This window comes from Pyrococcus yayanosii CH1 (assembly GCF_000215995.1).
Classification (GTDB): domain Archaea; phylum Methanobacteriota_B; class Thermococci; order Thermococcales; family Thermococcaceae; genus Pyrococcus; species Pyrococcus yayanosii.
In genome coordinates this window covers 365,955-388,037 of the sequence record NC_015680.1, presented here as the reverse complement: position 1 = coordinate 388,037, position 22,083 = coordinate 365,955, and the positions used below count along the sequence as shown (strand labels likewise).

The 22,083-nt window shown below is 51.1% G+C and carries 24 protein-coding genes, 2 tRNA genes and 2 pseudogenes; 9 read left to right on the top strand and 19 right to left on the bottom strand.

Annotated elements, in window-relative coordinates:
- Positions 1–33: 33 nt before the first annotated feature.
- Positions 34–1,065, top strand: coding sequence for a hypothetical protein (locus tag PYCH_RS02310; protein ID WP_048058346.1), 1,032 nt, complete (start codon positions 34–36; stop codon positions 1,063–1,065).
- On the opposite strand, the gene PYCH_RS02305 is transcribed toward PYCH_RS02310, so the two are convergent.
- The 3 genes from PYCH_RS02305 to PYCH_RS02295 form a co-directional block, all read right to left on the bottom strand.
- Positions 1,037–2,215: a CBS domain-containing protein gene (locus PYCH_RS02305; protein ID WP_013905216.1), complete on the bottom strand. Its 1,179-nt coding sequence runs from the start codon at positions 2,213–2,215 to the stop codon at positions 1,037–1,039. The two genes, PYCH_RS02310 and PYCH_RS02305, sit on opposite strands and share 29 nt — an antisense overlap.
- A 97-nt stretch (positions 2,216–2,312) precedes the next feature.
- Positions 2,313–2,729, bottom strand: a complete 417-nt coding sequence (gene nikR, locus PYCH_RS02300) for a nickel-responsive transcriptional regulator NikR (RefSeq protein WP_013905215.1) — start codon at positions 2,727–2,729, stop codon at positions 2,313–2,315.
- Between the two features lie 44 nt (positions 2,730–2,773).
- Positions 2,774–2,858, bottom strand: a tRNA-Leu gene (locus tag PYCH_RS02295).
- A gap of 82 nt (positions 2,859–2,940) precedes the next feature.
- On the opposite strand from PYCH_RS02295, the gene PYCH_RS02290 reads away from it, so the two are divergent.
- On the top strand, positions 2,941–3,948 hold the full coding sequence (locus PYCH_RS02290; RefSeq protein ID WP_013905214.1) for a histone deacetylase family protein: 1,008 nt from the start codon (positions 2,941–2,943) through the stop codon (positions 3,946–3,948).
- Between the two features lie 37 nt (positions 3,949–3,985).
- On the opposite strand, the pseudogene PYCH_RS02285 reads toward PYCH_RS02290, so the two are convergent.
- Both PYCH_RS02285 and tnpA read right to left on the bottom strand, forming a co-directional pair.
- Positions 3,986–5,124, bottom strand: a pseudogene (locus tag PYCH_RS02285) (RNA-guided endonuclease InsQ/TnpB family protein).
- Positions 5,125–5,159: 35 nt separating this feature from the next.
- Positions 5,160–5,594, bottom strand: coding sequence for an IS200/IS605 family transposase (gene tnpA, locus PYCH_RS02280; protein WP_013905211.1), 435 nt, complete (start codon positions 5,592–5,594; stop codon positions 5,160–5,162).
- Between the two features lie 155 nt (positions 5,595–5,749).
- Here tnpA and PYCH_RS02275 point away from each other — a divergent pair, with 155 nt between their 5' ends.
- A complete protein-coding gene (locus tag PYCH_RS02275) occupies positions 5,750–7,207 on the top strand; it encodes a glycosyltransferase family 39 protein (RefSeq protein ID WP_013905210.1) in 1,458 nt (485 codons plus the stop codon).
- A gap of 19 nt (positions 7,208–7,226) precedes the next feature.
- On the opposite strand, the gene PYCH_RS02270 is transcribed toward PYCH_RS02275, so the two are convergent.
- A tRNA-Tyr gene (locus tag PYCH_RS02270) sits at positions 7,227–7,304 on the bottom strand.
- Positions 7,305–7,399: 95 nt separating this feature from the next.
- Between PYCH_RS02270 and PYCH_RS02265 the strand changes: the two genes are divergently transcribed.
- Together PYCH_RS02265 and PYCH_RS02260 are read left to right on the top strand one after the other, a co-directional pair.
- Entirely contained in the window at positions 7,400–7,855 is a 456-nt protein-coding gene (locus PYCH_RS02265; protein ID WP_048058164.1) for an HIT family protein, read from the top strand.
- On the top strand, positions 7,845–8,825 hold the full coding sequence (locus PYCH_RS02260) for an AI-2E family transporter (RefSeq protein WP_013905208.1): 981 nt from the start codon (positions 7,845–7,847) through the stop codon (positions 8,823–8,825). The genes PYCH_RS02265 and PYCH_RS02260 overlap by 11 nt, the downstream gene beginning before the upstream one ends.
- Here PYCH_RS02260 and PYCH_RS02255 read toward each other — a convergent pair.
- The 6 genes and pseudogenes from PYCH_RS02255 to PYCH_RS02235 form a co-directional block, all read right to left on the bottom strand.
- Positions 8,803–9,348, bottom strand: a complete 546-nt coding sequence (locus tag PYCH_RS02255) for a nicotinamidase (RefSeq protein WP_013905207.1) — start codon at positions 9,346–9,348, stop codon at positions 8,803–8,805. The genes PYCH_RS02260 and PYCH_RS02255 overlap by 23 nt on opposite strands.
- 121 nt (positions 9,349–9,469) lie before the next feature.
- Entirely contained in the window at positions 9,470–10,252 is a 783-nt protein-coding gene (locus PYCH_RS02250) for a sugar phosphate isomerase/epimerase family protein (protein ID WP_013905206.1), read from the bottom strand.
- A 368-nt stretch (positions 10,253–10,620) separates the two neighbouring features.
- Positions 10,621–10,918, bottom strand: a pseudogene (locus tag PYCH_RS09565) (THUMP domain-containing protein); the annotation flags it as partial.
- 40 nt (positions 10,919–10,958) lie between these two features.
- Positions 10,959–11,681 carry an ABC transporter ATP-binding protein gene (locus PYCH_RS02245; RefSeq protein ID WP_013905204.1) on the bottom strand — a complete coding sequence of 241 codons (723 nt, stop codon included), beginning with the start codon at positions 11,679–11,681 and terminating at the stop codon, positions 10,959–10,961.
- The gene (locus PYCH_RS02240) at positions 11,678–12,385 is read right to left on the bottom strand and encodes an ABC transporter permease (RefSeq protein WP_013905203.1); all 708 of its coding nucleotides are present in this window, start codon (positions 12,383–12,385) and stop codon (positions 11,678–11,680) included. Before PYCH_RS02240 ends, PYCH_RS02245 begins: the two co-directional genes overlap by 4 nt.
- Positions 12,386–12,424: 39 nt before the next feature.
- Entirely contained in the window at positions 12,425–13,468 is a 1,044-nt protein-coding gene (locus PYCH_RS02235) for a substrate-binding domain-containing protein (protein ID WP_237698681.1), read from the bottom strand.
- Positions 13,469–13,668: 200 nt separating this feature from the next.
- Between PYCH_RS02235 and PYCH_RS02230 the strand changes: the two genes are divergently transcribed.
- From PYCH_RS02230 to PYCH_RS02220, 3 genes are read left to right on the top strand one after another with little or no spacing between them, the layout of a single operon-like run.
- Positions 13,669–14,337: a TBP-interacting protein gene (locus tag PYCH_RS02230; protein WP_048058163.1), complete on the top strand. Its 669-nt coding sequence runs from the start codon at positions 13,669–13,671 to the stop codon at positions 14,335–14,337.
- A gap of 1 nt (position 14,338) precedes the next feature.
- Positions 14,339–15,475: an iron-containing alcohol dehydrogenase gene (locus PYCH_RS02225; protein ID WP_013905200.1), complete on the top strand. Its 1,137-nt coding sequence runs from the start codon at positions 14,339–14,341 to the stop codon at positions 15,473–15,475.
- 4 nt (positions 15,476–15,479) lie between these two features.
- Positions 15,480–15,857: a ribonuclease III family protein gene (locus PYCH_RS02220; RefSeq protein ID WP_013905199.1), complete on the top strand. Its 378-nt coding sequence runs from the start codon at positions 15,480–15,482 to the stop codon at positions 15,855–15,857.
- Here PYCH_RS02220 and PYCH_RS02215 read toward each other — a convergent pair.
- Both PYCH_RS02215 and PYCH_RS02210 read right to left on the bottom strand, forming a co-directional pair.
- Positions 15,838–16,131: a transcriptional regulator gene (locus PYCH_RS02215; RefSeq protein WP_048058345.1), complete on the bottom strand. Its 294-nt coding sequence runs from the start codon at positions 16,129–16,131 to the stop codon at positions 15,838–15,840. The genes PYCH_RS02220 and PYCH_RS02215 overlap by 20 nt on opposite strands.
- 42 nt (positions 16,132–16,173) lie before the next feature.
- Complete coding sequence (locus PYCH_RS02210) at positions 16,174–17,541, bottom strand: bifunctional hydroxymethylpyrimidine kinase/phosphomethylpyrimidine kinase (RefSeq protein ID WP_048058162.1); 1,368 nt, start codon at positions 17,539–17,541, stop codon at positions 16,174–16,176.
- Between the two features lie 52 nt (positions 17,542–17,593).
- On the opposite strand from PYCH_RS02210, the gene PYCH_RS02205 reads away from it, so the two are divergent.
- Positions 17,594–17,863, top strand: a complete 270-nt coding sequence (locus tag PYCH_RS02205) for a ubiquitin-like small modifier protein 1 (RefSeq protein ID WP_013905196.1) — start codon at positions 17,594–17,596, stop codon at positions 17,861–17,863.
- On the opposite strand, the gene PYCH_RS02200 is transcribed toward PYCH_RS02205, so the two are convergent.
- The 5 genes from PYCH_RS02200 to PYCH_RS02180 all read right to left on the bottom strand — a co-directional run bounded on the left by PYCH_RS02200 (position 17,860) and on the right by PYCH_RS02180 (position 21,904).
- A complete protein-coding gene (locus PYCH_RS02200; RefSeq protein WP_013905195.1) occupies positions 17,860–18,261 on the bottom strand; it encodes a secondary thiamine-phosphate synthase enzyme YjbQ in 402 nt (133 codons plus the stop codon). The genes PYCH_RS02205 and PYCH_RS02200 overlap by 4 nt on opposite strands.
- A gap of 5 nt (positions 18,262–18,266) precedes the next feature.
- Entirely contained in the window at positions 18,267–18,557 is a 291-nt protein-coding gene (locus PYCH_RS02195) for a hypothetical protein (protein WP_148236181.1), read from the bottom strand.
- Positions 18,499–19,794 (bottom strand): hypothetical protein, encoded by a 1,296-nt coding sequence (locus PYCH_RS02190; protein WP_013905193.1) that lies wholly within the window; start codon positions 19,792–19,794, stop codon positions 18,499–18,501. The genes PYCH_RS02195 and PYCH_RS02190 overlap by 59 nt, the downstream gene beginning before the upstream one ends.
- A gap of 68 nt (positions 19,795–19,862) precedes the next feature.
- Positions 19,863–20,465, bottom strand: coding sequence for a hypothetical protein (locus PYCH_RS02185; RefSeq protein ID WP_013905192.1), 603 nt, complete (start codon positions 20,463–20,465; stop codon positions 19,863–19,865).
- A gap of 86 nt (positions 20,466–20,551) precedes the next feature.
- Entirely contained in the window at positions 20,552–21,904 is a 1,353-nt protein-coding gene (locus tag PYCH_RS02180; protein WP_048058161.1) for a cyclic 2,3-diphosphoglycerate synthase, read from the bottom strand.
- Positions 21,905–22,083 lie beyond the last annotated feature (179 nt).

The following is a 22,083-nucleotide window of genomic DNA, read 5'->3' as shown; positions in this document are numbered from 1 at the left end:
AGGTTTAAGGTAGGAAGGGAGAGCCTTTTTCTGATGATCGAAAAACTTGCGAAGGTTCGTGAGGCCATTGAAAGGGGAAAACTAGAAGAGGCCATCAAGATATCCAAGAACATAAACGATCCCTACTGGAAGTCCTATGCCATGAAATGGCTGTCGCAAGCAATGGCTTCTAAAAACCCGGCCGAGGCTAGAAGATTGGCCAGCTCGATTCCAATTCCATCCCTCAGGAATGAGGCCCTTCTCTATCTGGCCTACGAGCTCTCAAAGAGGGGGAAGTTTAAGGATGCCGTGGATAGTGCTAGGCTGATAGTGGACGTATACATGAAGAAAAAAGCTCTGAGGAGCATCAGTGATGCCCTCGCAGAGGCCCTCAAGAAAATGAACATCATCGAGATAAGTTTAGGAGAGCTGGGCCTTGAGGAAGCTGATGTTGAGCTCCTTAAGCCCCTTCCCGAGGGTATAAAGTACGAGGATGGTAGGTTTCTCGTGGACGCTACCATCCTCCCGGTCTCAGAGGAGAAGGGAAGCGCCGTAGTGGAAATGCGGGACGAGAAGGCTAATCTCAAAGAGCCAGAGTTGGAACCTCTGGAGATGGAGCTCCTTGAGCTAACAGAAGAAAATTTCGAAAACTTGCCCGAACCATTCAGGTCGGCCCTTATCGAGAGCATTGGTCTTCACCGCCTCGAGGAGGGAGATGTGGAGGCTGCTGAGGAGCTGGTAGAAAAGATTACAATAGGGGGAGGAACCCTAGCTAGACTTCTCTTCTTCCTGGGAAGGGAAGAGCACTTAGAAAAAGTTAGGAGACCCGTAGACCGCATTCTCCTTGCCTACAGAGTGCTTCTCCTTAAACCCACCGATGATGCAATTCCCCTCATCTACACCCTCTTTTCAGACTTAAGGAATAGGAATCCCTGGAAGTTCGCTCGGCTCATGAAGTTCCTAGCCTTTGAACTCCTTGAAGAGGGAAGAAAGAGAAGGAACAAGGCCCTGCTCATAAAGTCCAAGGAGCTGTTCAGGAAGGGAAAGGAAGAGGAGCTCAGCGCCACAGCTCAAGCTTCTCTATGAACCTCTTGGCGTAGCGTATGTCTCTCTCAAGCTCCGCCTTCTGGAGAAGCTGCCTCTCTATGGCCCTTATGGCGTCGTGGACTGCTTGTATGGCTCCCCAAGTCTCTCCCCTTGCCACAAAGACCCCCTTGTCAGTAACGACCCTCATCCTGGCCTGATAAAGGTGGACACCACGGAATTTCTCGTTGAACCTGCGGATGTAGAGGTATATTATTCCCTCATTGCCTAAGAGATCTGAGTAGCCATCAACGAAGCGCTTTATATCGTTTATTATCCTCTCCCTCGTGAACTCGCTCAGGGCGGCTGCATCACCTCCGAGCTGGAGGTAGAAGCGGGCCTCCTTCTCGACCATCTTGGATATCGGAAGCAACAAGTCCTTGCCCGTTATGATACCAACAACCTTGTTATCCTCGTTAACGACGACGAGGCCGTTTATGTCATTGTCAATCATCGTAGCGACGGCCTCCCTTATGGTTGCATCCGGCATTATGGTTATGACACCCCTGATCATAGCCTCCCTGAGTTTCATGCTGAAGGGAGGTATCTTCTCCCCTACGAGCTCCCCCGCTTGGGCCCTGAAACGAGGCTTTATAAACCTGAGTATCAGGTCGTGAAGGGTCACAAGACCCTCTAAGCGACCTTCCTCGTCGACGATGGGAATCCTCGATATGGAGTGGTCTCTCATGACGGCGAGAGCCTTGGCGACCGTGTCGTCAGGCGAGAGCGTTATGACATCCTTTGTCATGAACTCCTCCACTTTCCTCTTTCCGAATTCCTCGGCGACAACTCTGTCAAGCAGGGCGAAGTCGCTTACGATGCCCATTATGTTGGCCTTGTCCTCTCCAACGGGCAGGGAGCGGAGATCCGTTTCAAGCATGAGCTTGGCGGCATGGCTGAGGTCATCCGTGGGCTTGACAACGGGTGCAGGCTTGTAAACGTCCCTGACTTTTGCCTTCGTGGGATCCCACTTAAGGTGAGACCTGATTATAAGGTCCTGGGTGAGGACACCCTTGTAAACGTTCCCATCGAAGACAAGAATGAGATCTGGATCCTCCTTCTCGATTACTCCAATCGCCTCAGAAAGCGGGGCGTTGATATCTATCTTCGCGTACTTGTCGGTGGTAACTTCCTGAACCTGTATCCCGACCACCTTTTCCACCTCCTAACAATATTTATTCGCTCCGCATCAATTTAAACCTTGTTGGTCCGTATAAATTTTAGTAAATGCGGGTTAATAAAAATTTCGCTCAGAGAAGCTCCCTTCCCGTGGTCGTCATAACGAGCTTTCCATGCTTAACTCCCTTCAGGCTTATGAGTCTGTCAGCTATCTCCTTTATCTTGCTCGCTCTCCCCTTCACAACGACGACCTCAAGGCAGTTGTGTTCGTCCATGTGAACATGGAGACTGGAAACTATCTCGTCCAAGTATTCGTGCTGGAGATCGAGAAGCTCCTTGACGACGTCTGCTTCATCGTGATTGTAGACTATCGTTATGGTTCCTGCAACCTCCATATCCCCCTTCTCCCACTCATACCTTACGATGAAATCCCTTATCAGATCCCGAATCGCCTCACTTCTGTTGGCGTACCCCTTTTCATTTATTATCTTGTCGAACTTCTGGAGAAGCTCCTCAGGAATAGAAACACCGAAGCGGACTATCTTCATCCAACCACCCAGAAAGGATAGGGGCTAGGTGTTAATAAGGTTAGTGCGGGGGCGGGGATTTGAACCCCGGAACCCCTACGGGACGGGACCCTAAATCCCGCGCCTTTGACCAGGCTCGGCAACCCCCGCTCCGTCCGATACTAATCAGCCCATCTTTTAAAGCTTACTCAAAGGCTTTAAAACTTGCAATGAAGAGGCCCTTGGGGAGACAATGATTCCAACGACAATATTCTACTCCCCGAAGTTCCTCGATCACAGGCCAAGAGGTTACCATCCTGAGAACCCGGGGAGGCTCGCCTTGGTTTTAGAAGCTCTTAGGGAGAGAGGACTGTGGGCGAACGTTAAAGAACCCAACCCGATTTCGGAGGAGGAGCTGCTATCAATACATGCTGCCGAATACGTTGAGGCGATTAGAACGGCCTCGAAGAGCTTCACGTACATAGATCCGGACACTTACGTCTCCCCCGGCACCTGGGAGGCCGCTCTTCTGGCGATGGGAGCCGCAAGGGAAGCCGCACTCCTTGGCACCAAAGAGAGAGGACTCCATCTCGTCCTATCAAGACCGCCGGGACACCACGCCGGTCGGTCAGGTCGCGCCCTAGGGGCCCCGACGCTCGGATTCTGCATATTCAACAACGCGGCGGCCGCCGCCCGGGTGGTGAAGGACGAGAAGGGGAAGGCTCTCGTCATAGACTTCGACGCCCACCACGGCAATGGAACTCAAGAGATATTCTGGACGGATTCCAACGTCGTTCACGTGGACATCCACGAGAGGGACATATACCCATGGACGGGTTATGAGGCGGACATTGGAGGGAAGGGAGCCGAAGGAAGTAAGGTGAACATCCCCATGCCCCACTACGCCGGGGATGACAACTACATACTTGCGTGGAACGAAGTGGTCCTTCCAATTGTAGAAGCACTCAAACCGAAGGTCATCATCGTGTCGGCGGGCTTTGACGGCTTCAAAGGAGAGAACCTGACTACCCTCATGCTCACGGAGAGGTTCTTTCACCATGCTGGGGCCACGCTCTCGAATTTCTCTGTGGTAATGGTTTTAGAGGGAGGATATGGTGTGGGCCTCAAGAAGGGACTCCCTGCCTTTATAGAGGGCTACGAAAGGGGGGAACCCATAGAAGAGCCACGAGATATTAGCTATGAAACTCTCAGGATAATCAGGGGCGTGAAGGAAGTTCAAAAGGAGTGGTGGCAGTTCTGACCTCCTCCCCGGCCTGAAGGGCGAGGGTTCCAACGAGTTAACCCCTCGCCATTGGCGGGGAGGTTTGAGGGGTCTTCATCAGGAACCCTTTCGAGGGTTCCCTGAACCCCTCAGGGGCGGTCTTGCCCCCATTACCCCTCACCCTGAAGGCTTTCAAACCCTCAGGGCTCGGGGTTATCGTTCTAACAACCTTCTTCAAGATATTAAACGCTCCAACAAGGTCGGCATTAAAAACAAGCCCCTCTGTGGGACACTTGAACTTCACTCAAGCGTTTTATCACCGTATTAAAACGCCAAACATGGGAAAGCAAGAAGTTTTGCTTCCTCCCCCTGCGTGAATTCCTTGCAATTTCCTTTGGATACCCCACGACAATTCTGCTAACGCCCAGGTGATAAAGCCTTTCAACAGTTTGTCTGACTGCAGTGTTAATGTAGTGTTTAGCTTGGAGTTTTGCTCTCTCGTGCATTCTTCTGAGTTTTCTACTCTTTTTACAGCCTGATTTGTTGATTTTAGACTGATACTCGGCAATCTTCTTCTGCCAATAAAAAGCAATGCTTTTTAATGGCCTACCATTAACTAAGAATGATTCACCATTCTCGACATAGACAGCCATTAAATTGTTTACTCCCAAGTCAATTCCAGCCGTGAGGTCTCCCAAAGGTTCTCTTGGGACTTTAATCCAACCATTCTTGGACAGCTTTTCTTTAACGTTAAAACTAATGTGAGCATACCATTTTCGCTTAACATCATCGTAGATAATTTCAAGTCTTCCCTGTTTTCCCTTCCAGTGTATTCTGCCTTTAAACTGGACTTCCAGCTTCTTGAATTTTCCAAGACCCTTCAAAATTAGCTTATTACCTTCAATCCTGTATTGGTCGTTTCTCAGGATTATTTCTTTTTCCATTCTCTTTTTGGTAGTTTGGTGGTTTTGGCTTCAACAATTTGGGGAGTTCTTTCCGCTTTTTGATTAGGGAAAAGAAGCTTTTCCAAGCTTCGACATTCTTCCTGCAGATTTGTTGGACTGTTGCAGAGCCAATCTCACGCTTGTATTTCTCATAAACGATTTTCTCAGTCCTATTAAAATCCACTGGCTTGTGGTTGAAGAATTGTTGTCTTCTTAAGTAGTTTACTTCATTCCAGACTTTTGCTCCAATATCAGCTATCTCAAAGAGGATTCTCTCAACTTCCTTTGATGCTTGGAGTTTAATCGTTACTGTTCTTTTCGTTTTAACTCACGCTCCCATTGTGTTTCAATGTAGTGTTTAACAATTTCGTCAGTTATGTATCCAACTGAGGCTACGAAATAGGAGCGAGACCACAATCTTCCCTTGGTCGTTTTTGCTCTTAACTCTGGAAATTCTTGCAAGAGTTTTCTTGCACTCTTCCCTTTCAAGTGGTTTATGATTTGTGCTGGTGAGAGGTTGGGTTTAGCTCTGAGGAAAACATGCACGTGGTCGGGCATTACTTCGAGAGAAATTACCTCACACCCGATTTCTTCAGCAAACTCCCTAAGCATTTGCTTTAGTCTTTCAGCGACTTTTCCGATGAGAATATCCCTACGGTATTTGGGTATCCATATAAAGTGATAAGCTATGAAATGCTTTGCATGTCTTGTTGAGCCAAACTTTGGTATTCTACTTTCCATATTGAACCCTCTAACGTATGGTATGCACTTAGAGTTTAAATACTTTAATACTTTTCACTTTCCTGCTAAAGGGCTTGTTTTAGAATTTCTGCATCCCCGCCCTAAAGGGCGAGGCTTTCAAAAGAAAAATGTAATAAGAGAGGTGGGGTTGAAATATGACAGGCATCAATGGGAAGCGTCTGCTTTGCTACATAATCCTAGTGGCAATTTTGATTACTTTTCCCTACTTCTTTACAAGGAAAACACCACCGGGATATATTATAGGCGGAGACACACTCGTCCACGCGGCAATAGCTCGGGGGATATCCCTTGGAAGAAACCCCTTTCTAGATCAGACTTACAATGTGTACCCGAACTGGTACCCGTTCTTTTACCATTTCCTCGTCGCGGGGATATCATGGGTGTTTGGCTTCTCAATTGAGAAGAGCATGATCATGTTGCAAGCGATTTTGGCAATCTCAATGGTACCAGTTATGTTCCACATAGCCAAGGAACTTTGGGGAGACAACGCCGGAATAGCGGCAGCATCCCTCTCCTTAATGCTATTAACAGCCCACATTTATCCTAATCCAAAGGAACTTGCCCCACTGCTTGGAGTACTGTCTCTTCTCTATTTCATCAGGCGGCAATGGATCGTATCGGGCATTCTAATGGGTCTCGCCATGTGGACACACTACGCGCTCGTGCTACCCCTGCTCGGCCTCCCTATAGTGGTTGGGATTCTAAAGGGAGAAAAGCGGGCGTTGTTGACGTTCCTCATAGCGTTGGCCATCTTCTCTCCCTTCATTATTAACGCCCTTATTCATGCCGAAGCACCTCCTCACATCGAGGACATATACAGGTTTTGGGAAACGGACACCCTGGAAAGGAAACTCATTAGCCTGCTTCCTCCCCTGTACCTCATTCCATTTCTTGGCCTAGCGATGATAAACTGGAGCAAGAGAAGAGAGACTGCCGTTACGACGTTGCTTCTATTCATTGGGCTCATATGGGTTGCTCGACTTTCTCCGGAGCTTCTCAAACCCTTTGGGATAAAACTCTGGTCATCCCGATTCAGCGGTTTACTCCCGTACATTTATACCCTCTTGGCGGCGTACGGTCTCTCCGCCGTTGGGGCATCCTCTAGGAAAATGGCGACGATGTTCCTAATCATACTATTCTTGTGTCCTGTGGCCGGGGCGTTGAATTTCTGGAACTCCATTAGAGAAGATCCTTTTGTGAAGGTTTCTGGAGTGGATTTTTCCCGTTATTTTCCGGGGGAGCACTTCCTAGAGGTTAGGGAGTGGATACTGAACAATACATGCCGGGATGATACGATAGCAACGAGCGAAGAGGCGGGGATGATGTTAAATGCGCTAACCGGAAGGCCAATTATAGCCACGATGTATGGGCATGGTAACACGTTCCTCGACAACGAGCAAAGGAGAAAAGACCTAAAAAAGCTGTTTACAGGGGATTGCAACGAGAAAAAGCTCGTTATTGAAAAATATCGCGTTAAGTATATCATCATCGAACCCTTTGTATACGAACGGTGGGGACAGGTTGATATGAGTTGCGTGGCATCTCCAGTTTACAGGATTGGGAACGTGACAATTATGGAGGTGAAAAAATGAGGCCTTTACAGAATTCTGGTGGTCCCGCGGCCCGGATTTGAACCGGGGACCTGCGGATCTACAGTCCGCCGCCACTACCAGGCTAGGCTACCGCGGGACCCTACTGCCCGAACCCGGTATCTGGTGGAAAGGTTGAGGTTTATAAACTTTTCGCGGGACAATGTTTTAAACCACCGCCCCTAACCTGAATCCATGGGGTGTCCTTTTTGTAAGCCTCGGGAAGAGGTCCTGCTCTACGAGGACAAGCTGATAAGGATACTGCTTGACTCGTATCCAGCAAACAGGGGTCACCTACTCGTAGTTCCTCGGAGGCATGTGACGCATCACGACGACCTCACGGAGGAAGAAAAAGTCGCACTGATTAGGGGCATCGAGCTCGCGATGAAAGCCCTCAGCCTCGTTCTCTCCCCGAACGGGTTTAACATAGGAATAAACATCGGCGAGACAGCAGGTCAGACGGTAGAGCATATCCACGTTCACGTGATTCCGAGGTATAGAGGAGACTGCAGGCATCCAAGGGGAGGTGTAAGGAAGGCTGTACTCGACATCGAGGACGAGAACTTAGCAGGGGACAAGGAAAGGTGGCTCAGGAATAGGCTAGGGGAAAAAGAAATCAGGGCCCTCAGGAGGGCACTGAATGAAATGTGAAACGGTGGTTTGGATTGCCATTGGCATTGTGATTCTTTACATGGCTTTCAGAATCATCGGCACCTTCTTCTCCCCACTATTTTTTGCCTTTGTGACGGCCTACGCTCTCTATCCTGTCCACACTCGCCTCTCGGAGAAAATAGGTTCTAAGACATCGGCGACCCTTCTCCTCCTTATCCTCCTCTCCTGCGGAATTGGGACACTGCTTCTCCTTGTCTACACGCTCACACCCCTCATTTCGGAAGCTTATGAATATCTTAGGGACGCTGAGAGACTCGTTAGTGGCCTTAAGCTCCCCCTTGGTCTTTCCGATGCTATCTCCTCGATAACCACCCAGATGATGGGAGGGCTGCAGGACTTCCTCCTATCCTTCACCTTTTCGATTCCGAAATACCTGCTCCAGCTCGTCGTTTACTTGTCCTTCGTTTATTTCTTCCTGGTTAGGGGTAGGGAACTTGTTGACCTTCTGAGGTTCCAGAACGAACGCCTTAATAGGATCATTGAGAGGGGCAACCTAACGCTCCAAGCCCTCATAAGAGCATGGCTCCTTCTAAACATCGCCAAGGGAATCCTTATGACCTTGGGATTCTTAATATTCAGGGTTTCCGACCTGCCTACAGCCCTCCTCGCCGGTCTGCTGACGGTCTTCTTCTCTTTCGTGCCCCTTTTCGAGGGATGGATGATATGGGTGGTCGGAGCATTCTATCTTTTCAGGGCGGGCAGGGTTCTCACTGCCCTTGCCTTCGCCATCTACGGCTTCATTTTTGTATCTCCCCTCCCCGACTTCACGATAAGACCAAGAATAGTGGCTAGGGAGGCCAAGTTCAACGAGATAATCGTCCTCATAGGGATGATAGGCGGGACATGGGGCCTCGGGCTGAAGGGCCTCATAATAGGGCCCATAGTCCTAAACGTTGCCATAGAAATCCTCAGGGAATGGAAAAGCCTTAAAGGGAAGGAAGTATCTTGACTCCGGCTTCTTCCATTTCCCTTATGGCCATCTCCTCGTCCCCAGGCTTAATGCCCTTGACGGCATCCTTCAGTAGGTAAACCTCGAAGCCGTGCTTCACAGCATCGAGGGCTGTGGCCTTGACACAATACTCGGTGGCAACGCCGCATATGTAGACGCGTCTAACGCCCTTTTCCTTTAGTATCCCGGCGAGGTTCGTTCCCTCGAAACCGGAGTAGGCCTCCTTGTCAGGCTCCGTGGCTTTGGATATTATCACCGCATCGGCCGGAAGTTCCACCACGAACTCTGCCCCTGGAGTGTTTTGAACACAGTGCCTCGGCCAAGGGCCGCCAAGCTCCCTAAAGCTGATGTGGTTATCGGGGTGCCAGTCCCTCGTGGCGACTATCAATGCTCCCTTCTCCCTGAACCGCCTTATGTACTCGTTCACGCGGGGGATTATCCTGTCGCCGTCAGGAACGGGCAGAGCACCGCCGGGCATGAAATCCCTCTGCATGTCAACAACTATAAGGGCCTCCTCGGGCATCTGCCTCACCGGAATAGATTCGCGAAAAAGGTTAAAATCCTTACCAGAACAGCCAGCCATTTATGAACTTCCGGGTCCCTCCCAACTTGAGGAAAGCAACGTAGTCGACTTGCCTTAAACATCATATGCCTACCTTCATAGGTTTAGCTTTTTTAACCGAAAGTATGCTCTTTAAGATGTTCTCCTTGATCCAGTAATCTCTAATTTCCCAGATAACGTTCTTTGGCTTGTGTGAAAGCACTCTGAAGAGAAGAGTGTCAAACTTTATGCAGCCTTCACCCATTGCTTTATGCTCATCCCTCACACCGTTGTTGTCATGCAAATGAACGTGTTCTATGCCGGGCAAAAGGAAATATTCGTTAATGTTTATTCCGTATTTCATGGAGGTAAGAAATGCGTGTCCAATGTCAAAGCACACAGAGACGTTTTCTTCAAGGAACGGCAAAAGCTCATGCGGGAATGCCCCAATCCTGTTGTCCGTGAGGTTTTCAACAACAAGTTTTATCCCATAATCCTCCGCTATGGTTGCAATCTCCATAAGTTGTTTTCTCGTGTTTATGAAGGCTTTGTGGTAGCTCTCTCTGATATCTCCTCCGTGAACGACGACATAGCGAGCATCAAGGAGCTGGGCTATTTTAAACACGTTCTCCATGATTCTTATGTTTCTCCTTGAGTTTACGCCAAGGTCGATGGAAACGTTTTTTCCATCCGAGCATGGAGCGTGAATTGTGAAGTTTATGTCAAGCGACAAAATCCCATGGAGAACTTCCCAGTCTATGCCCTCCTCACTTAAAACGGGGGTGTCGTCAAATCCTAGCTCAACAACATCAACTGGAAGTTCGTCAACTGAAAACCCATGTCCGGAGATTTCCCTTATTATGTATGAGTTCACACCGACTTTCATCTCCTACCCCTCTCCCATTGTTTCAGTCAGTATAAGGAAGAAAATGACACAACTTGTTTTGCAGTTACGGTAACGATCTCCTTTTGAGGAACGGTCTCTTTTGGGTTTGTGTCACGGTTTTTACGATCTGTGTAGGATTATTGCCCCCGATACAGCCGCCTGAAATAACGGCAAACTGAGGAACTCTATCAATCGTCAGGGCGAAGACCCTATTCATGGTATCACCAAGGGATGATAAGGCCGTGCGGATATAAAGATTTCCGCAATAGAATATAGTTTAGCCGGTAGGTATATAGATAGCAATGTAGAACTATAGAAAATATTTATCACTTCGATCAACATACTCCCGCTTCCGCACATCGAGGTTAATCAATCATTGCATTTGCTATTGGAGCTTTCGGGGGCTGGATGGTCATAGACACGCCGAGGTCTCTTATGTAGGTCCAGTTGTATCAACTCCTTAAGAAGAATGCATCCTAAATGAGTTCGGTCCTAAAAATCATGCCAGGATGATCTAAATTCACTTCTAGGCTTTTCATACCTGCTGAGCCTGTCATAAATTGCACTCCCAACTGTTTTTGCAATATCAACGCTTGTAAACTCATGCTCGCCTTTCCTAAATGGCCCAACAGCAAAGCTTTCTGTTATCTTCACGTAGTTTTCAATGATAGAGTTTCATGCTCATACTCCGACTTATAAGCTTAGCTCAGAAAAGTTCCCCATTAATGAATCTTTTTGTTAGTTCACTTTTTGGTCTTTCGAACACTTCCTTAGTTTTGCCAACTTCAACTATCCTTCCAGCGTACATGTGGGCGACCCTGTCTGCGAGCCTCTTCGCCTGGAACATGTTGTGGGTCGAGAATACTATCGTCGTGCCGTTCTCCTTGGTAATCTCCCTCACGATGTCCTCTATTATAGCCGAGTTCGTTGGGTCAAGATTGGCTGTAGGCTCGTCCATCAGGAGGAGCTTCGGCTCAAGAACTATCGCTCTCGCTATTGCAACCCTCTGCTTTTCTCCGCCGGACAGCGTTTTGGCCTTTCTCTTTTCGTAGCCCTTAAGCCTCACGAGGGAGAGCACCTCGTGAACTTTTTTCTCTATCTCAGCCTTAGAGTAGCCCCTCAGCTTTAACCCATAGGCGATGTTCTTGAAAACGGTCGTGTTGAACATTACCGGGGTCTGAAACACCATGGTAATGCTTTTTCTCAGCTCCCCCGGCCGGCTCCAGTTGACGGGCTTCCCATCGAAAACGTACTCTCCAGAATCGGGCCTCTCAAGCAGGGCCAAAATCCTCAGCAGGGTGGTCTTCCCTGCTCCACTGTGCCCCATAACGCAGAATATCTCGCCCTTTTTGACCTCAAGGTTTATCCCGTCGAGAACCTTCTTCCCTTCATATGACTTGGAGATGTTGCTGATCCTCACGAGGCTCATTCCAACCACTTCCTCACGAGGTTTGAGAGCAGGTTCACGGCAAGGACTATGCCCATGAGGATTATGCCAAGGGCAATAGCTATGCTTATCTCCGCCCTGACGGTGTACATCTGTATTGCCGTGGTGAGAACCCTGGTGTTGTAAACGCCGCCCCTGACGTAGATGTTACCTCCTATCATGAGGGCTATGCCGAGCTCGGATATTGCCCTGTTGAAGGCCGCAATAATCGCCAATACTATCCCGCCGATGCTCTCTCTGACCACCTGGAAGGATGCACGTATCTCATCGGCACCGAGAGTTAAGGCCAGCTCCCTAATCTCGCCCTCTATCGACTCCAGAGAGTTCACGACTATGCTCATGATTATCGGGGTTATCAACAATGCTTGACCGACGCTTATCCCCATCTCCGTGTAGAGAAGGCCGAGGGAACCGAGCGGGCCGAGGGGGACGAACATAAGGTAGAGCACTAGCCCCCAGATAACGGTCGGGACTCCCATGAGACCGTTTATAAGGGTCTTAACCAGCCACTTGCCGGGGAAGTCCTTCAGGCCGAGGAGCACTGAAATAGGCAGAGACCATGCCACCGCCATCAGTGTAGCTATGCCTGAAACCTTGATGGAACGGATGGCTATCTCTATCACATACGGATCGTCTATAAGCTTCACCGCCTCTGAAAATCCCTGGATTATGTAGTCCCACGCCATCTTTCATCCACCCGAAAATGGAAGGAAAGAATAAAAGGCTTAGCCTTCAACCACAGACGCTGGAAACTCGAAGAAGTCGTATTTGGGCTGATACCTGAACTTCTCGGGGCATTCGGTGTATTTATCCCCGTCCTTCATGAAGCCGTACTTGATAATCCACTTGAAGACGTCTCCCTGCTGGTTCTTGAGAACCGGAACGGCCGGATAGAACAGGGGCCTTCCAAACTCGTCCTTCCCGTACTCGGCTATGGCCTTCTGACCCTCATCGCTGGTGAGCCACTGAGCTAAAAGCATCGCTCCCTCAAAGTCCTTGCCAGGTATCTTCTTCGGGTTTATAATGATTATGGCGTAGACGTTTATGAGCTCCTCCCCCTTGTCAACGAGGACATCCAGGTTTATCTTGCCTTCCTTCTGGTACTTGAGGTAGGTTCCTATGTCCGAGATGGTGTATGCCTTCCTCTCGCTCGTGTAGAGGAGCGTGTTGCCCATTCCTGAGCCCGTCGTTCCAAACCAGCTCTCGTTCTTCAGCTCATTGAAATCGAATCCAGCGTTCTTCCACAGGGCTATCTCCTTCGTGTTTGTTCCCGAGCCGTCGTCTCTTGAGACCCAGACGATTTTGTCGGGATGGGCCCTACCGTACTCGACGATCTTCTTGAGCGCCTCGGAAACGCTTAAACCTCTAATTCCAGCGGGGTCGTCCTTCGGGCCAACTATCACGAAGAAGTTGTACGCGAAGACCTTTCTGTTCACGCCGTAGCCCTCCTCCATGAATGCCTGTTCCTTTGGAAGTGCATGCACGAGTATGGCATCGCTGGCACCGCTTTTAGCATCGAGAATAGCCCCACCGGTTCCCTTGGGGATGAAGCGGAGCTCTATGTTGTACTTCTCCTTGAAAATTGGTGCAATCACATTCTCAAGGATTCCGGTATCGTAGAGGCTGGTGGTGGTTGAGATTGTCAGCACTTTGGGCTTCTCCGTCGCAGTTTGAGTCCCGTTGGTGCTCCCTATGCATCCGTAGGAAAGCCCGGCTAGGAGCAGGACAAGCAAAACAAGTGTGTTTGCCCCCTTATTCACAGCGATCACCGTTATCTGGATGAAGACAAAACTTATAAACGTTTTTTGCTGATTTTAAGTGATTTTGTTTAACAAAAATGCCCAGAGGCTCAATGATTATCAACTAAGAAAGCTGAACGAAAAGCTTTTATCGCCCTAGTCCAGCTCCCTTAAAAGTTTTTCCGGGAAGCTTTATTAATTCTCGGGGAGACCGGCCTCTGGTGGTGGGTGTGAGATTCAAGGAGCTCGACGAGAAGCTCAAGAAGGTTTACGCCAAAGTCAGGGGCCTTGACGATTACTATTGGAGCATCCAAGATGGAGAAGTCCGAGGCATCCACAAGAGGAGCGGGATGAGGGTCAGGATAAGGATAGCGGAGGGAAGAGAGCATGCCGACAAGATGAGCAGGGAGAAGGAGGTAGGCGTGATAGACCTCATAGTGATCCCGGGCAAGGGAACCTTCTATCTCAACAACGGGACGTTCATAATGTCCCTAAAGTTCTTAAGACCGACCCTTCAGGATGTTTCGGATCACATAGTCTGGAGCGGCTTCAAGGTAGTCGAGAAGGACGGGGCTCTCGTCCAGGAGGACTTCTACGAGTACCTCGGAGGCAGGCTCATAGAGCATCTGAAGAGAAACATGATAGGCGGTAGGGACTACGTCTTCTGGCAGTTTTACAGGTGTCCCTACTGCAACAAGTACGTGGATATAGAGAGCCTGCCGAGGCACATGAAAGCCCATGGAGAGGACGTAAAGGAGTGGAGCGAGGAGAAGTACGAGGTCCTCGAGATAAACTTTGCCGATGGTAAGGTTTACAACAAGTTTGGGAAGGAAGTTCCGATGGAGGAGTTCAGCGAGGAGGCGGTAGATTTCATAAAGGAAAGCTTCGAGGAGGAGTGATATGAGGGGCTTCTTCTTCCTGAACACGAAGGTCGTTCTCGGGAGGGAAAGCCTGTCGTATTTAGAGAAGGCCCTCAGAGGCAAGGAGAGGGTTCTCTTCTTATCGAGCAGGTCCATGAGAACCCACGGCTTCCTAAAGGAGGCGATGGACTACGCCGAAGAGGCGGGGGCCCTCGTCGAGGCAATAACGTCCGTTCCAGCCGAACCCACGATAGATGCAGTCGAGGAGCTACTTCCAAAGGTCAGGGAGTTTTCCCCCGACGCCCTCGTCGCGATAGGCGGGGGGAGCGTGATAGATGTCGCCAAAGCCGTGAAAGTGTTTTACGACGTTCCAGACGTGGAATTCGATAAAGTCGCCTTCTTCAGCCGGTTCCAGAGGCCTGAACCTCTCCCCAAGCTCAGGACACCGCTGATTGCCGTGCCCTCAACGAGCGGCGCTGGAAGCGAAGTCTCCGCGGCCACCGTGATCAAAAAGGACGGGATAAAGTACACCATCGTGAGCCCCGAGATAACGCCGGACGTCGCGATACTCGATCCAAGGCTCCCCGAGAAGATGCCTCCAGAAGTTGCCAAGAACTCGGGCCTCGACGTCCTTGTCCACGCTATTGAAGCCTACGTCTCCAAGGCGGCCACACCCTTCAGCGATGCCATGGCCATCAAGGCCGCATTGACGGTCTTTGAAAGCCTTGAGAGGAGCGTAAAAAGGGATACCGAGGCAAGGGAAGCCATGCACTACGCGGCCACGATGGCGGGCATCGCCTTCCTCAACGGGCGTCTTGGCCTTGTTCACGCCATGAGCCACAAGGCCGCATGGATGGGGCCCCACGGCCTTCTGAACGCTATATTGCTTCCTTACGTCATGGAGTTCAACATGGCGAGGGCGAGAGAGCTCTACGAGAGGCTCGCGAGGGAGCTGGGTCTTAGGGATGCGGGGGAGCTCCTGGAGAGGGTGCGTGAGCTGAACGAGGCCCTCAGCGTTCCAATGCTCAGCGAACTCGCTGAGGAAGATGTCTTTATGGAGAGGCTCGATGAGATGTCAAGAAAGGCCTATGAGGACCCGCTCGTTTCCTTCAACCCAGTTGAACCAAAGGTGGATGAGATTAGGGAGATATACCTCCGGGCCTTCCGTGGGGAGTGAAGCGATGGAACTTGACAGGGGGCTCGCGAAGCTTGGCGATGCTATTGTGAACTTCCTCTTTTCCCTCGCACTTACGGAATTCCTTGGGAGACCAACGGGAGACAGAGTCCCCAACGCCTCTCTCGCCATTGCCCTCGACCTAGCGGGTCTCTCCAAGGACCTCAAGAGGATGGACAAGCATGGAAAAGGGGACTATGCGGAGGCCCTCATCGCCAAGGCCTGGCTTAACGGCCTACTCAATGTGGAGGAGGCAGTAAGGATAATCCGGGAGAACCTGACCGAGGATGTGACCGACTTCTCGAAGAAAAAGGAGGCAATAGGAAGGGCCCTTGCCCCCCTCCTCAAACTCATTGCCGAAAGAATTACCTTCGCTCAAGCTTGAACCTTGGCTCCTCTATCCACTCCGACTTGCACCGGGGACAGCGAGACGGTACGTTTATTTCGGGCTTGAATAAGAAGCCACACTTTCTGCACTGGGCTGGCCTTACAAGGAGGGTCATTCTTTCCCTCTTAGCTATCCTCGATATAGCCTTCAGCTCCTCTATGATGGCCTTCCGAGCACCCTTGCCCTTTATCTCAAGAATCCTAGCCAGCTCACTTACGCTGTAGTCCCTCTCGAGCAGTAGCTCGATTATCCTTTCCCTTCTCGTCATTATAGGGCTCCCATTGAAATTTGGGATCAAAAATTTAAAAGGCTTTCACTTGAGCAGGAGGGACAGTTTCCTTAGGACATCCTGAGGAGTTTCGCCGAAAATTATTGCCATGGGCTCCTTACCCCAGTCCCCGAGGTGGTATATCAGATCCGGTCTCCTTCCAGCCCTCCTTATGGCAGTCTCGATGCCCCAGGGAATCGTGGCTCCTTCTCTAGCCTTGACCTCGGGAGGCTCCTCTCGCCTGTCGTAGAAGGACACGACAAGCCCAACCTTCTCCGCCTTCTCGACGAGGCCCTCGCTGTATCTTAAGTTCAGGGCGCTCCTGACCTCCGGATGGAAGTCCATAAATCTCAGGACGGCCCTTGCTAGGTGGTCGCTTGCCCCGAACTCAACGGGACCCACTGCCTTAACGGAGCGACCATAACGGACTATCCTGCCCTTCACGCCAGCCACGTCCTTTTTATCGCGGGCATAGGGCTTGGGTAAGGCGTAAACGAAGTTCGCGCCAACCTCCGGAATCAGGGCGACGGGGTTCATCCGCTCGAACTCCCTTACAGCCTTTTTGAGAGCCTCATAGACCCTCCACTTCTCGGCCGGAATCTCTAGCCAGGCGATAGGGTTAACAGGGCAGTGACCGTGTCCTATTCTATGGCCGGTTACTATGCCGAGGGTTATGAACTCCTTGGCGAGGGATATTGCCTCCTCGAGGGACAAGCCTTTGGCGAGGTTGGCCGTTATGGCGGCTGAAAAGGAGCAACCAGTTCCATGGGTGCATCCCTCGACTCTCGGTGCCCTGTACTCTCTGAAATGCCCCTGGTAGTAGAGCACATCAACAGCATCACCGCCTTCAATATGTCCCCCCTTGATTATCACGCCTTCAGCTCCAGTTTCCTCTGCTATGGCTCTCGCGGCCCTCCTAGCGTCCTCCAGGGTTCTGATAGTCATCCCACTCAGCTTCTCGGCCTCAAACCTGTTGGGTGTCACAAGGGTTGCTCGGGGGAAGAGTTCATCCACAAGCACCCCTATGGCGCCCTCCGTTAAGAGCGTTACACCTGTCTTCGATACCATCACGGGATCAACGACCAGTGGAAAGTCGTACCTCTTTAGGGTTCTCGCGACGGCCCTCACTATTTCCGCGTTACTCAGCATGCCGGTCTTGGCCGCGTCAACGCCTATGTCCTCGGCGACGGCCTCTATCTGCTTCACCACGACTTCAGGTGGAACCTCATGGACGGCGATTATGGAATTGGTATTCTGGGCCGTAACCGCTGTAACGGCGACAAGCCCGTGGACGCCGAAGGCAGAGAACGTCTTAAGGTCTGCCTCTACACCGGCACCTCCCCCGCTGTCGCTACCCGCTATCGTGAGTGCCGTCTTAACGTAAGGCCTCAAATCTCTCACCCTAGCGAGCATCTCCCGAGGGCCTTTTATACCCTTTCCCAGAAAATGCCCAAGGGTGCACACGATGAAGGTTAGGGTGAGGTATTTCGCTAGGTTTAGGGACTTGGCGGGCGTCGGAGAAGAAGATGTGGAGCTACCGGAGGGTGCCACCGTGAGGGACCTAATCGAGCTTATAAAAGATAGGCACCCGAGGTTCAAGGACGAGGTCTTCGGAGAGGGGCACGATGAGGATGCGGATGTGAACATCTCGGTGAACGGGAGGTACGTTGACTGGGATCAGGAACTCCACGATGGGGATGTCGTTGGGATATTCCCACCAGTCAGCGGCGGCTAGCACCTGCAGACTTTGACGTAAACCTCTCTATTCCTCGGTCCATCGAGCTCCACGAAGAGTATCCTCTGCCAGGTACCAAGGAGGAGCCTGCCCTCCTCCACGGGGACGGCAACGCTCGGACCAAGGAGAATACCTCTGAGGTGAGAATGGGCATTGTCGTCTATGCGGTCGTGCCTGTAGCCGGCACCTCTCGGGACTAGCCTCGATAGAAGCTCCTCCAGATCCCCAAGGAGACCCGGCTCGTTCTCGTTTATTATTACGGCTGTCGTCGTGTGCTTGGTGAATACGAGAGCGATGCCACTCCCAACGCCGCTCCTCTTAACGATGTCAGCCACTTTTCCCGTTATATCGATGATCTCGACCTCCCTCGAAGTTCTGAAAGATATCTTTTCCACCATCTCCATCACCCCAGATATTCCCTAAGGACTTCGTGGGCCTTCTGCAGATGCCTTTCGACCGGCGGCTTTTTACTCAAGGCGTATCGGGCGAGGACTATCTCCTCAAAGGCCTCAAGTATATTCGAATTGCAATCGGCCAGGAGCATCTCCTTAAGAAGTCTATAGAGCTCGTCGAGGGAATCCTCCAAGGGAGCATCTCCATCCATCAGCAGGTGCTCGAGGAGGCCAACGGCAAACTCAAGCCTCTCTCTCTTTCCTCCACTCCTTAGTCGGCTCAGCAATTCCATCCTTCTCACGCTCCTCGACGACTCTCACCAGTATCTCGGAGGCCAGCCTTGCGGCCAGATTCCTGTCCCTTATCTGAAGGACGACGTCAACGGCCTCGCTTATCCTTCCGACCTTTATGAGGTAGTGGGCGAGCCATCCGAGGGCAAGAGAGCGCAACCTCTCGTCCGTTATTTTGGAGATAACCTTAACGGCATCAGGCAATGCGCCCACCTTCAAATAGTAGGCGGTTGCCTTCGTAAGGATGTCCTGGGGTGGTTCTTTCTGAACTAAGGCATCCACCACGGGCTTGTACTCCCCGAGCGGCTCATCTAGAATGATATTCATGAGGTGCTTAAGGGCTGGGAGCATGTCCTCCGGGAGGGCGCTTACGTAGTCAATTAGAAGGGTCATATCCCTCTTGAAAAGCATTTCAAGTATCTCTTTCAACCTTTCTTCCCACTTGGGGCTGCCCCTGAGGAGTTGGATGGAGTATTCGGGATAGCCGTAGGCGGCGAAGATGAATGCCATGTCATCCCTTATGTCCTCTCCCAGCCTCTTGGCGATGTTGAGGGAGAGGATTATGAGCTTCTCGGCGTATTCTTTTCCAACCCTAGAGCGCCTCAGGTGAACGAGTATCTCCCGGAGAGCCTGCTTTAGCCAGTGCCTATTCCCTATTGTCTCAACGAGGTGTATGGCCTTTTCGTACTCGCCTACGGAGAGGAAAGCCTTTATAGTTTCCACTATGGCCATGGAACGGTAAGGCTCGTCAGTTACATGCTCCAGTATAAGCTGTATTTTCCTACGCCGATAGAGCCTATTCATCTTATCCCCCGACAGCTCCCTAAGGGCGCGTTTGAGAACCGCTAGGAGGGTCTCGTTCCGCGCCTTCTTATCCTCGATTTCAAGTGTGTAGAAGAGGGCTTCCTCCACCTCACCCAGGGCAAGGAGGTATTTGACAGCCTCTATCCTTAATGAATCCCTCAGGGGCTTGGGAAGAACCTTAGAGCTTTCCATGACCTCCCGAAACGCCTTCTTTGCCGATTTGAAGCCCGCGAGGCTCGTAGAGTACGCGAGGGCTAGGAGGGAACGCAGGAGGATGTAAGGATCGTCTATCCTTGCAAGCTCAGAAAGAGCGAGCCTAAAAGCCTTCTCGTACCGCGGGTCCTTAGACTTCGCGAGACTAACGCCTATCCTGCCGTAGGTGACGATTCTCAGATAGGGGTCAGGAATCGAGGAAACGGAGGCAAGGACTTCTTCGACGACCATTCACACCACCTGAATTTGAGCACCTTCTATTTAGCGTATCTGGATGGAAATTTAGATTTCGGGCCTAATTAAGATTTCGGCCTTTCCTCTAACCCTTTGAGTACCTTTTGAAGCCTTAAGATGCTTCCTCCGATGTTATCCTTGTCGAACTCAAGCCAAACAGCTTCCATATTCCCAAACCGATGCCTCAGCTCCGCGAATAGGCCCCCCTCCCCATTCACGAGCTTCAGACCTGCCCTCTCGATGATGTCCCCATATGTGACCAGCCTCTCCCCCTTCGAGAGGTAAAAGAAGTGCCTCACCTCTTCGATGGGGTATTCCTCCGGGTCGCTTGACGTACTCGTGAAGACACCGCAGGTGGGTGAGCCCTTAACGCCTACGAACACAACAGTCTCCGGTTTTTCCTCCGTCAAAACTCTCCCTATGAAGTCCGCAATGACTTCAACTTTCTCCCTTATCCCCAGGGCCTCGAGAACCTCCCTGCTCATAGGGGGCCTCGGCCATCCAAGGAGCTCGAACTCGGGACAGGGATATGCCAGAACGTGCCAGTCATCGCCAAATTCGGCTAGCAGCCTTCTTATTTCGGTGGCCGTCCTTAGCTCCTTCTCCTTTGGACCCCTGTAAACGTAGAAGGGGCTTAGTAGGCAGGGGGCGATTATGAGGAGCCTCATGGAAGCCGGTTGGGGAGGATGGTTATTAGCTTTTCGCTAACTCAAGTTCGAAGCCAAAGAAAGCGAAAGGTAGAAGAAAGGGGGAATCACTCCTTCTTCTTGAGCTTCTCGCAGTTCTTGACCCACTCCTCTAGGATGTCCTTGAGCTTGGGCTGGCCAATCTCTTCGAGCTCGTACTTGACCCTCACCGCTGGCTTGTTGAGGTTCATGAACCTGCGAAGGTCAACGGGCGTTCCCATGATGACGACGTCTGCATCTGCCCTGTTGATGGTCTCCTCGAGCTCCTTAATCTGCTTCTTGCCGTAGCCCATGGCGGGCAGGATGTTGCTGAGGTGCGGATACTTCTTGTAGGTCTCGATGATGGAGCCAACAGCGTAGGGCCTCGGGTCGATTATCTCCTTGGCACCGAACTTCTTGGCAGCGATGTAGCCGGCACCGTAGCTCATGCCGCCGTGGGTGAGGGTTGGGCCATCCTCAACCACCAAAACGCGCTTGCCCTTGATGAGCTCGGGGTTGTCAACGAATATCGGCGAGGCAGCCTCGATGACGATGGCGTTCGGGTTAATCTTCTCGATGTTCTCTCTGACCTTCTGGATGTCGTCCCTGTTAGCTGTGTCGACCTTGTTTATGATTATGACGTCCGCTGAGCGGAAGTTGGTCTCGCCCGGGTGGTACTTGAGCTCGTGGCCGGGCCTGTGTGGGTCTGTAACCACTATCCAGAGGTCGGGCTCGAAGAACGGGAAGTCGTTGTTTCCGCCGTCCCAGAGGATTATGTCAGCCTCCTTCTCAGCCTCGCGGAGAATCTTCTCGTAGTCGACTCCAGCGTAAACCACCATGCCCCTCTCGAGGTAGGGCTCGTATTCTTCCCTTTCCTCTATGGTGCACTCGTGCTTGTCGAGGTCCTCGAAGGTTGCAAATCTCTGAACGACCTGCTTTCTCAAATCACCGTAGGGCATCGGGTGCCTGACGGCGACGACCTTGAACCCCATCTCCTGGAGGAGTTGAGCAACTTTCCTGCTGGTCTGGCTCTTTCCACAGCCTGTTCTGACTGCCGTAACCGCTACAACAGGCTTCTTGCTCTTGAGCATGGTTGATTTGGGCCCTAAAAGCCAGAAGTCCGCTCCAGCTGAGTGAGCTCTACTTGCCAAGTGCATAACGTGCTCGTGGGAAACGTCGGAGTAAGCGAAGACGACTATGTCAACGTCCTTCTCCTTGATTATCTTCTCTAGGTCGTCCTCGGGCAGAATCGGGATTCCGTTCGGGTAGAGCTCGCCGGCGAGCTCCGCTGGATAAACCCTGCCCTCAATGTCAGGAATCTGGGTGGCCGTGAAAGCCACGACTTCGTAGTCGGGGTTGTTCCTGAAGAACACATTGAAGTTGTGGAAGTCCCTTCCAGCAGCCCCCAAAATCACGACCCTCTTCCTCTTCTTCTCGGCCATACTAACCACCTCGAAATATTTACTTCCGGCAAATTCCACTTCTCCCCAGCTCTTATAACCCTTATCGTTGCCTATGCCAAAGCTCTCACGTTTTGTTTTCAGCATCTAAAGGCCGCAACCGAAGTTCGTTCAGGAAGAAGCGTGGATTAAATTGCCGAGACAAACTTTTTATTATAGCG

What these genes read in the sequence shown, in the direction of transcription:
- PYCH_RS02310 (WP_048058346.1), top strand. Translation starts at nt 34, where the DNA reads ATGATCGAAAAACTTGCGAAGGTTCGTGAGGCCATTGAAAGGGGAAAA.
- nikR (WP_013905215.1), bottom strand. Translation starts at nt 2,729, where the DNA reads ATGAAGATAGTCCGCTTCGGTGTTTCTATTCCTGAGGAGCTTCTCCAG.
- PYCH_RS02290 (WP_013905214.1), top strand. Translation starts at nt 2,941, where the DNA reads ATGATTCCAACGACAATATTCTACTCCCCGAAGTTCCTCGATCACAGG.
- tnpA (WP_013905211.1), bottom strand. Translation starts at nt 5,594, where the DNA reads ATGGAAAGTAGAATACCAAAGTTTGGCTCAACAAGACATGCAAAGCAT.
- PYCH_RS02275 (WP_013905210.1), top strand. Translation starts at nt 5,750, where the DNA reads ATGACAGGCATCAATGGGAAGCGTCTGCTTTGCTACATAATCCTAGTG.
- PYCH_RS02265 (WP_048058164.1), top strand. Translation starts at nt 7,400, where the DNA reads ATGGGGTGTCCTTTTTGTAAGCCTCGGGAAGAGGTCCTGCTCTACGAG.
- PYCH_RS02260 (WP_013905208.1), top strand. Translation starts at nt 7,845, where the DNA reads ATGAAATGTGAAACGGTGGTTTGGATTGCCATTGGCATTGTGATTCTT.
- PYCH_RS02255 (WP_013905207.1), bottom strand. Translation starts at nt 9,348, where the DNA reads ATGCCCGAGGAGGCCCTTATAGTTGTTGACATGCAGAGGGATTTCATG.
- PYCH_RS02250 (WP_013905206.1), bottom strand. Translation starts at nt 10,252, where the DNA reads ATGAAAGTCGGTGTGAACTCATACATAATAAGGGAAATCTCCGGACAT.
- PYCH_RS02245 (WP_013905204.1), bottom strand. Translation starts at nt 11,681, where the DNA reads ATGAGCCTCGTGAGGATCAGCAACATCTCCAAGTCATATGAAGGGAAG.
- PYCH_RS02240 (WP_013905203.1), bottom strand. Translation starts at nt 12,385, where the DNA reads ATGGCGTGGGACTACATAATCCAGGGATTTTCAGAGGCGGTGAAGCTT.
- PYCH_RS02225 (WP_013905200.1), top strand. Translation starts at nt 14,339, where the DNA reads ATGAGGGGCTTCTTCTTCCTGAACACGAAGGTCGTTCTCGGGAGGGAA.
- PYCH_RS02220 (WP_013905199.1), top strand. Translation starts at nt 15,480, where the DNA reads ATGGAACTTGACAGGGGGCTCGCGAAGCTTGGCGATGCTATTGTGAAC.
- PYCH_RS02210 (WP_048058162.1), bottom strand. Translation starts at nt 17,541, where the DNA reads ATGCTCGCTAGGGTGAGAGATTTGAGGCCTTACGTTAAGACGGCACTC.
- PYCH_RS02205 (WP_013905196.1), top strand. Translation starts at nt 17,594, where the DNA reads ATGAAGGTTAGGGTGAGGTATTTCGCTAGGTTTAGGGACTTGGCGGGC.
- PYCH_RS02200 (WP_013905195.1), bottom strand. Translation starts at nt 18,261, where the DNA reads ATGGTGGAAAAGATATCTTTCAGAACTTCGAGGGAGGTCGAGATCATC.
- PYCH_RS02190 (WP_013905193.1), bottom strand. Translation starts at nt 19,794, where the DNA reads ATGGTCGTCGAAGAAGTCCTTGCCTCCGTTTCCTCGATTCCTGACCCC.
- PYCH_RS02185 (WP_013905192.1), bottom strand. Translation starts at nt 20,465, where the DNA reads ATGAGGCTCCTCATAATCGCCCCCTGCCTACTAAGCCCCTTCTACGTT.
- PYCH_RS02180 (WP_048058161.1), bottom strand. Translation starts at nt 21,904, where the DNA reads ATGGCCGAGAAGAAGAGGAAGAGGGTCGTGATTTTGGGGGCTGCTGGA.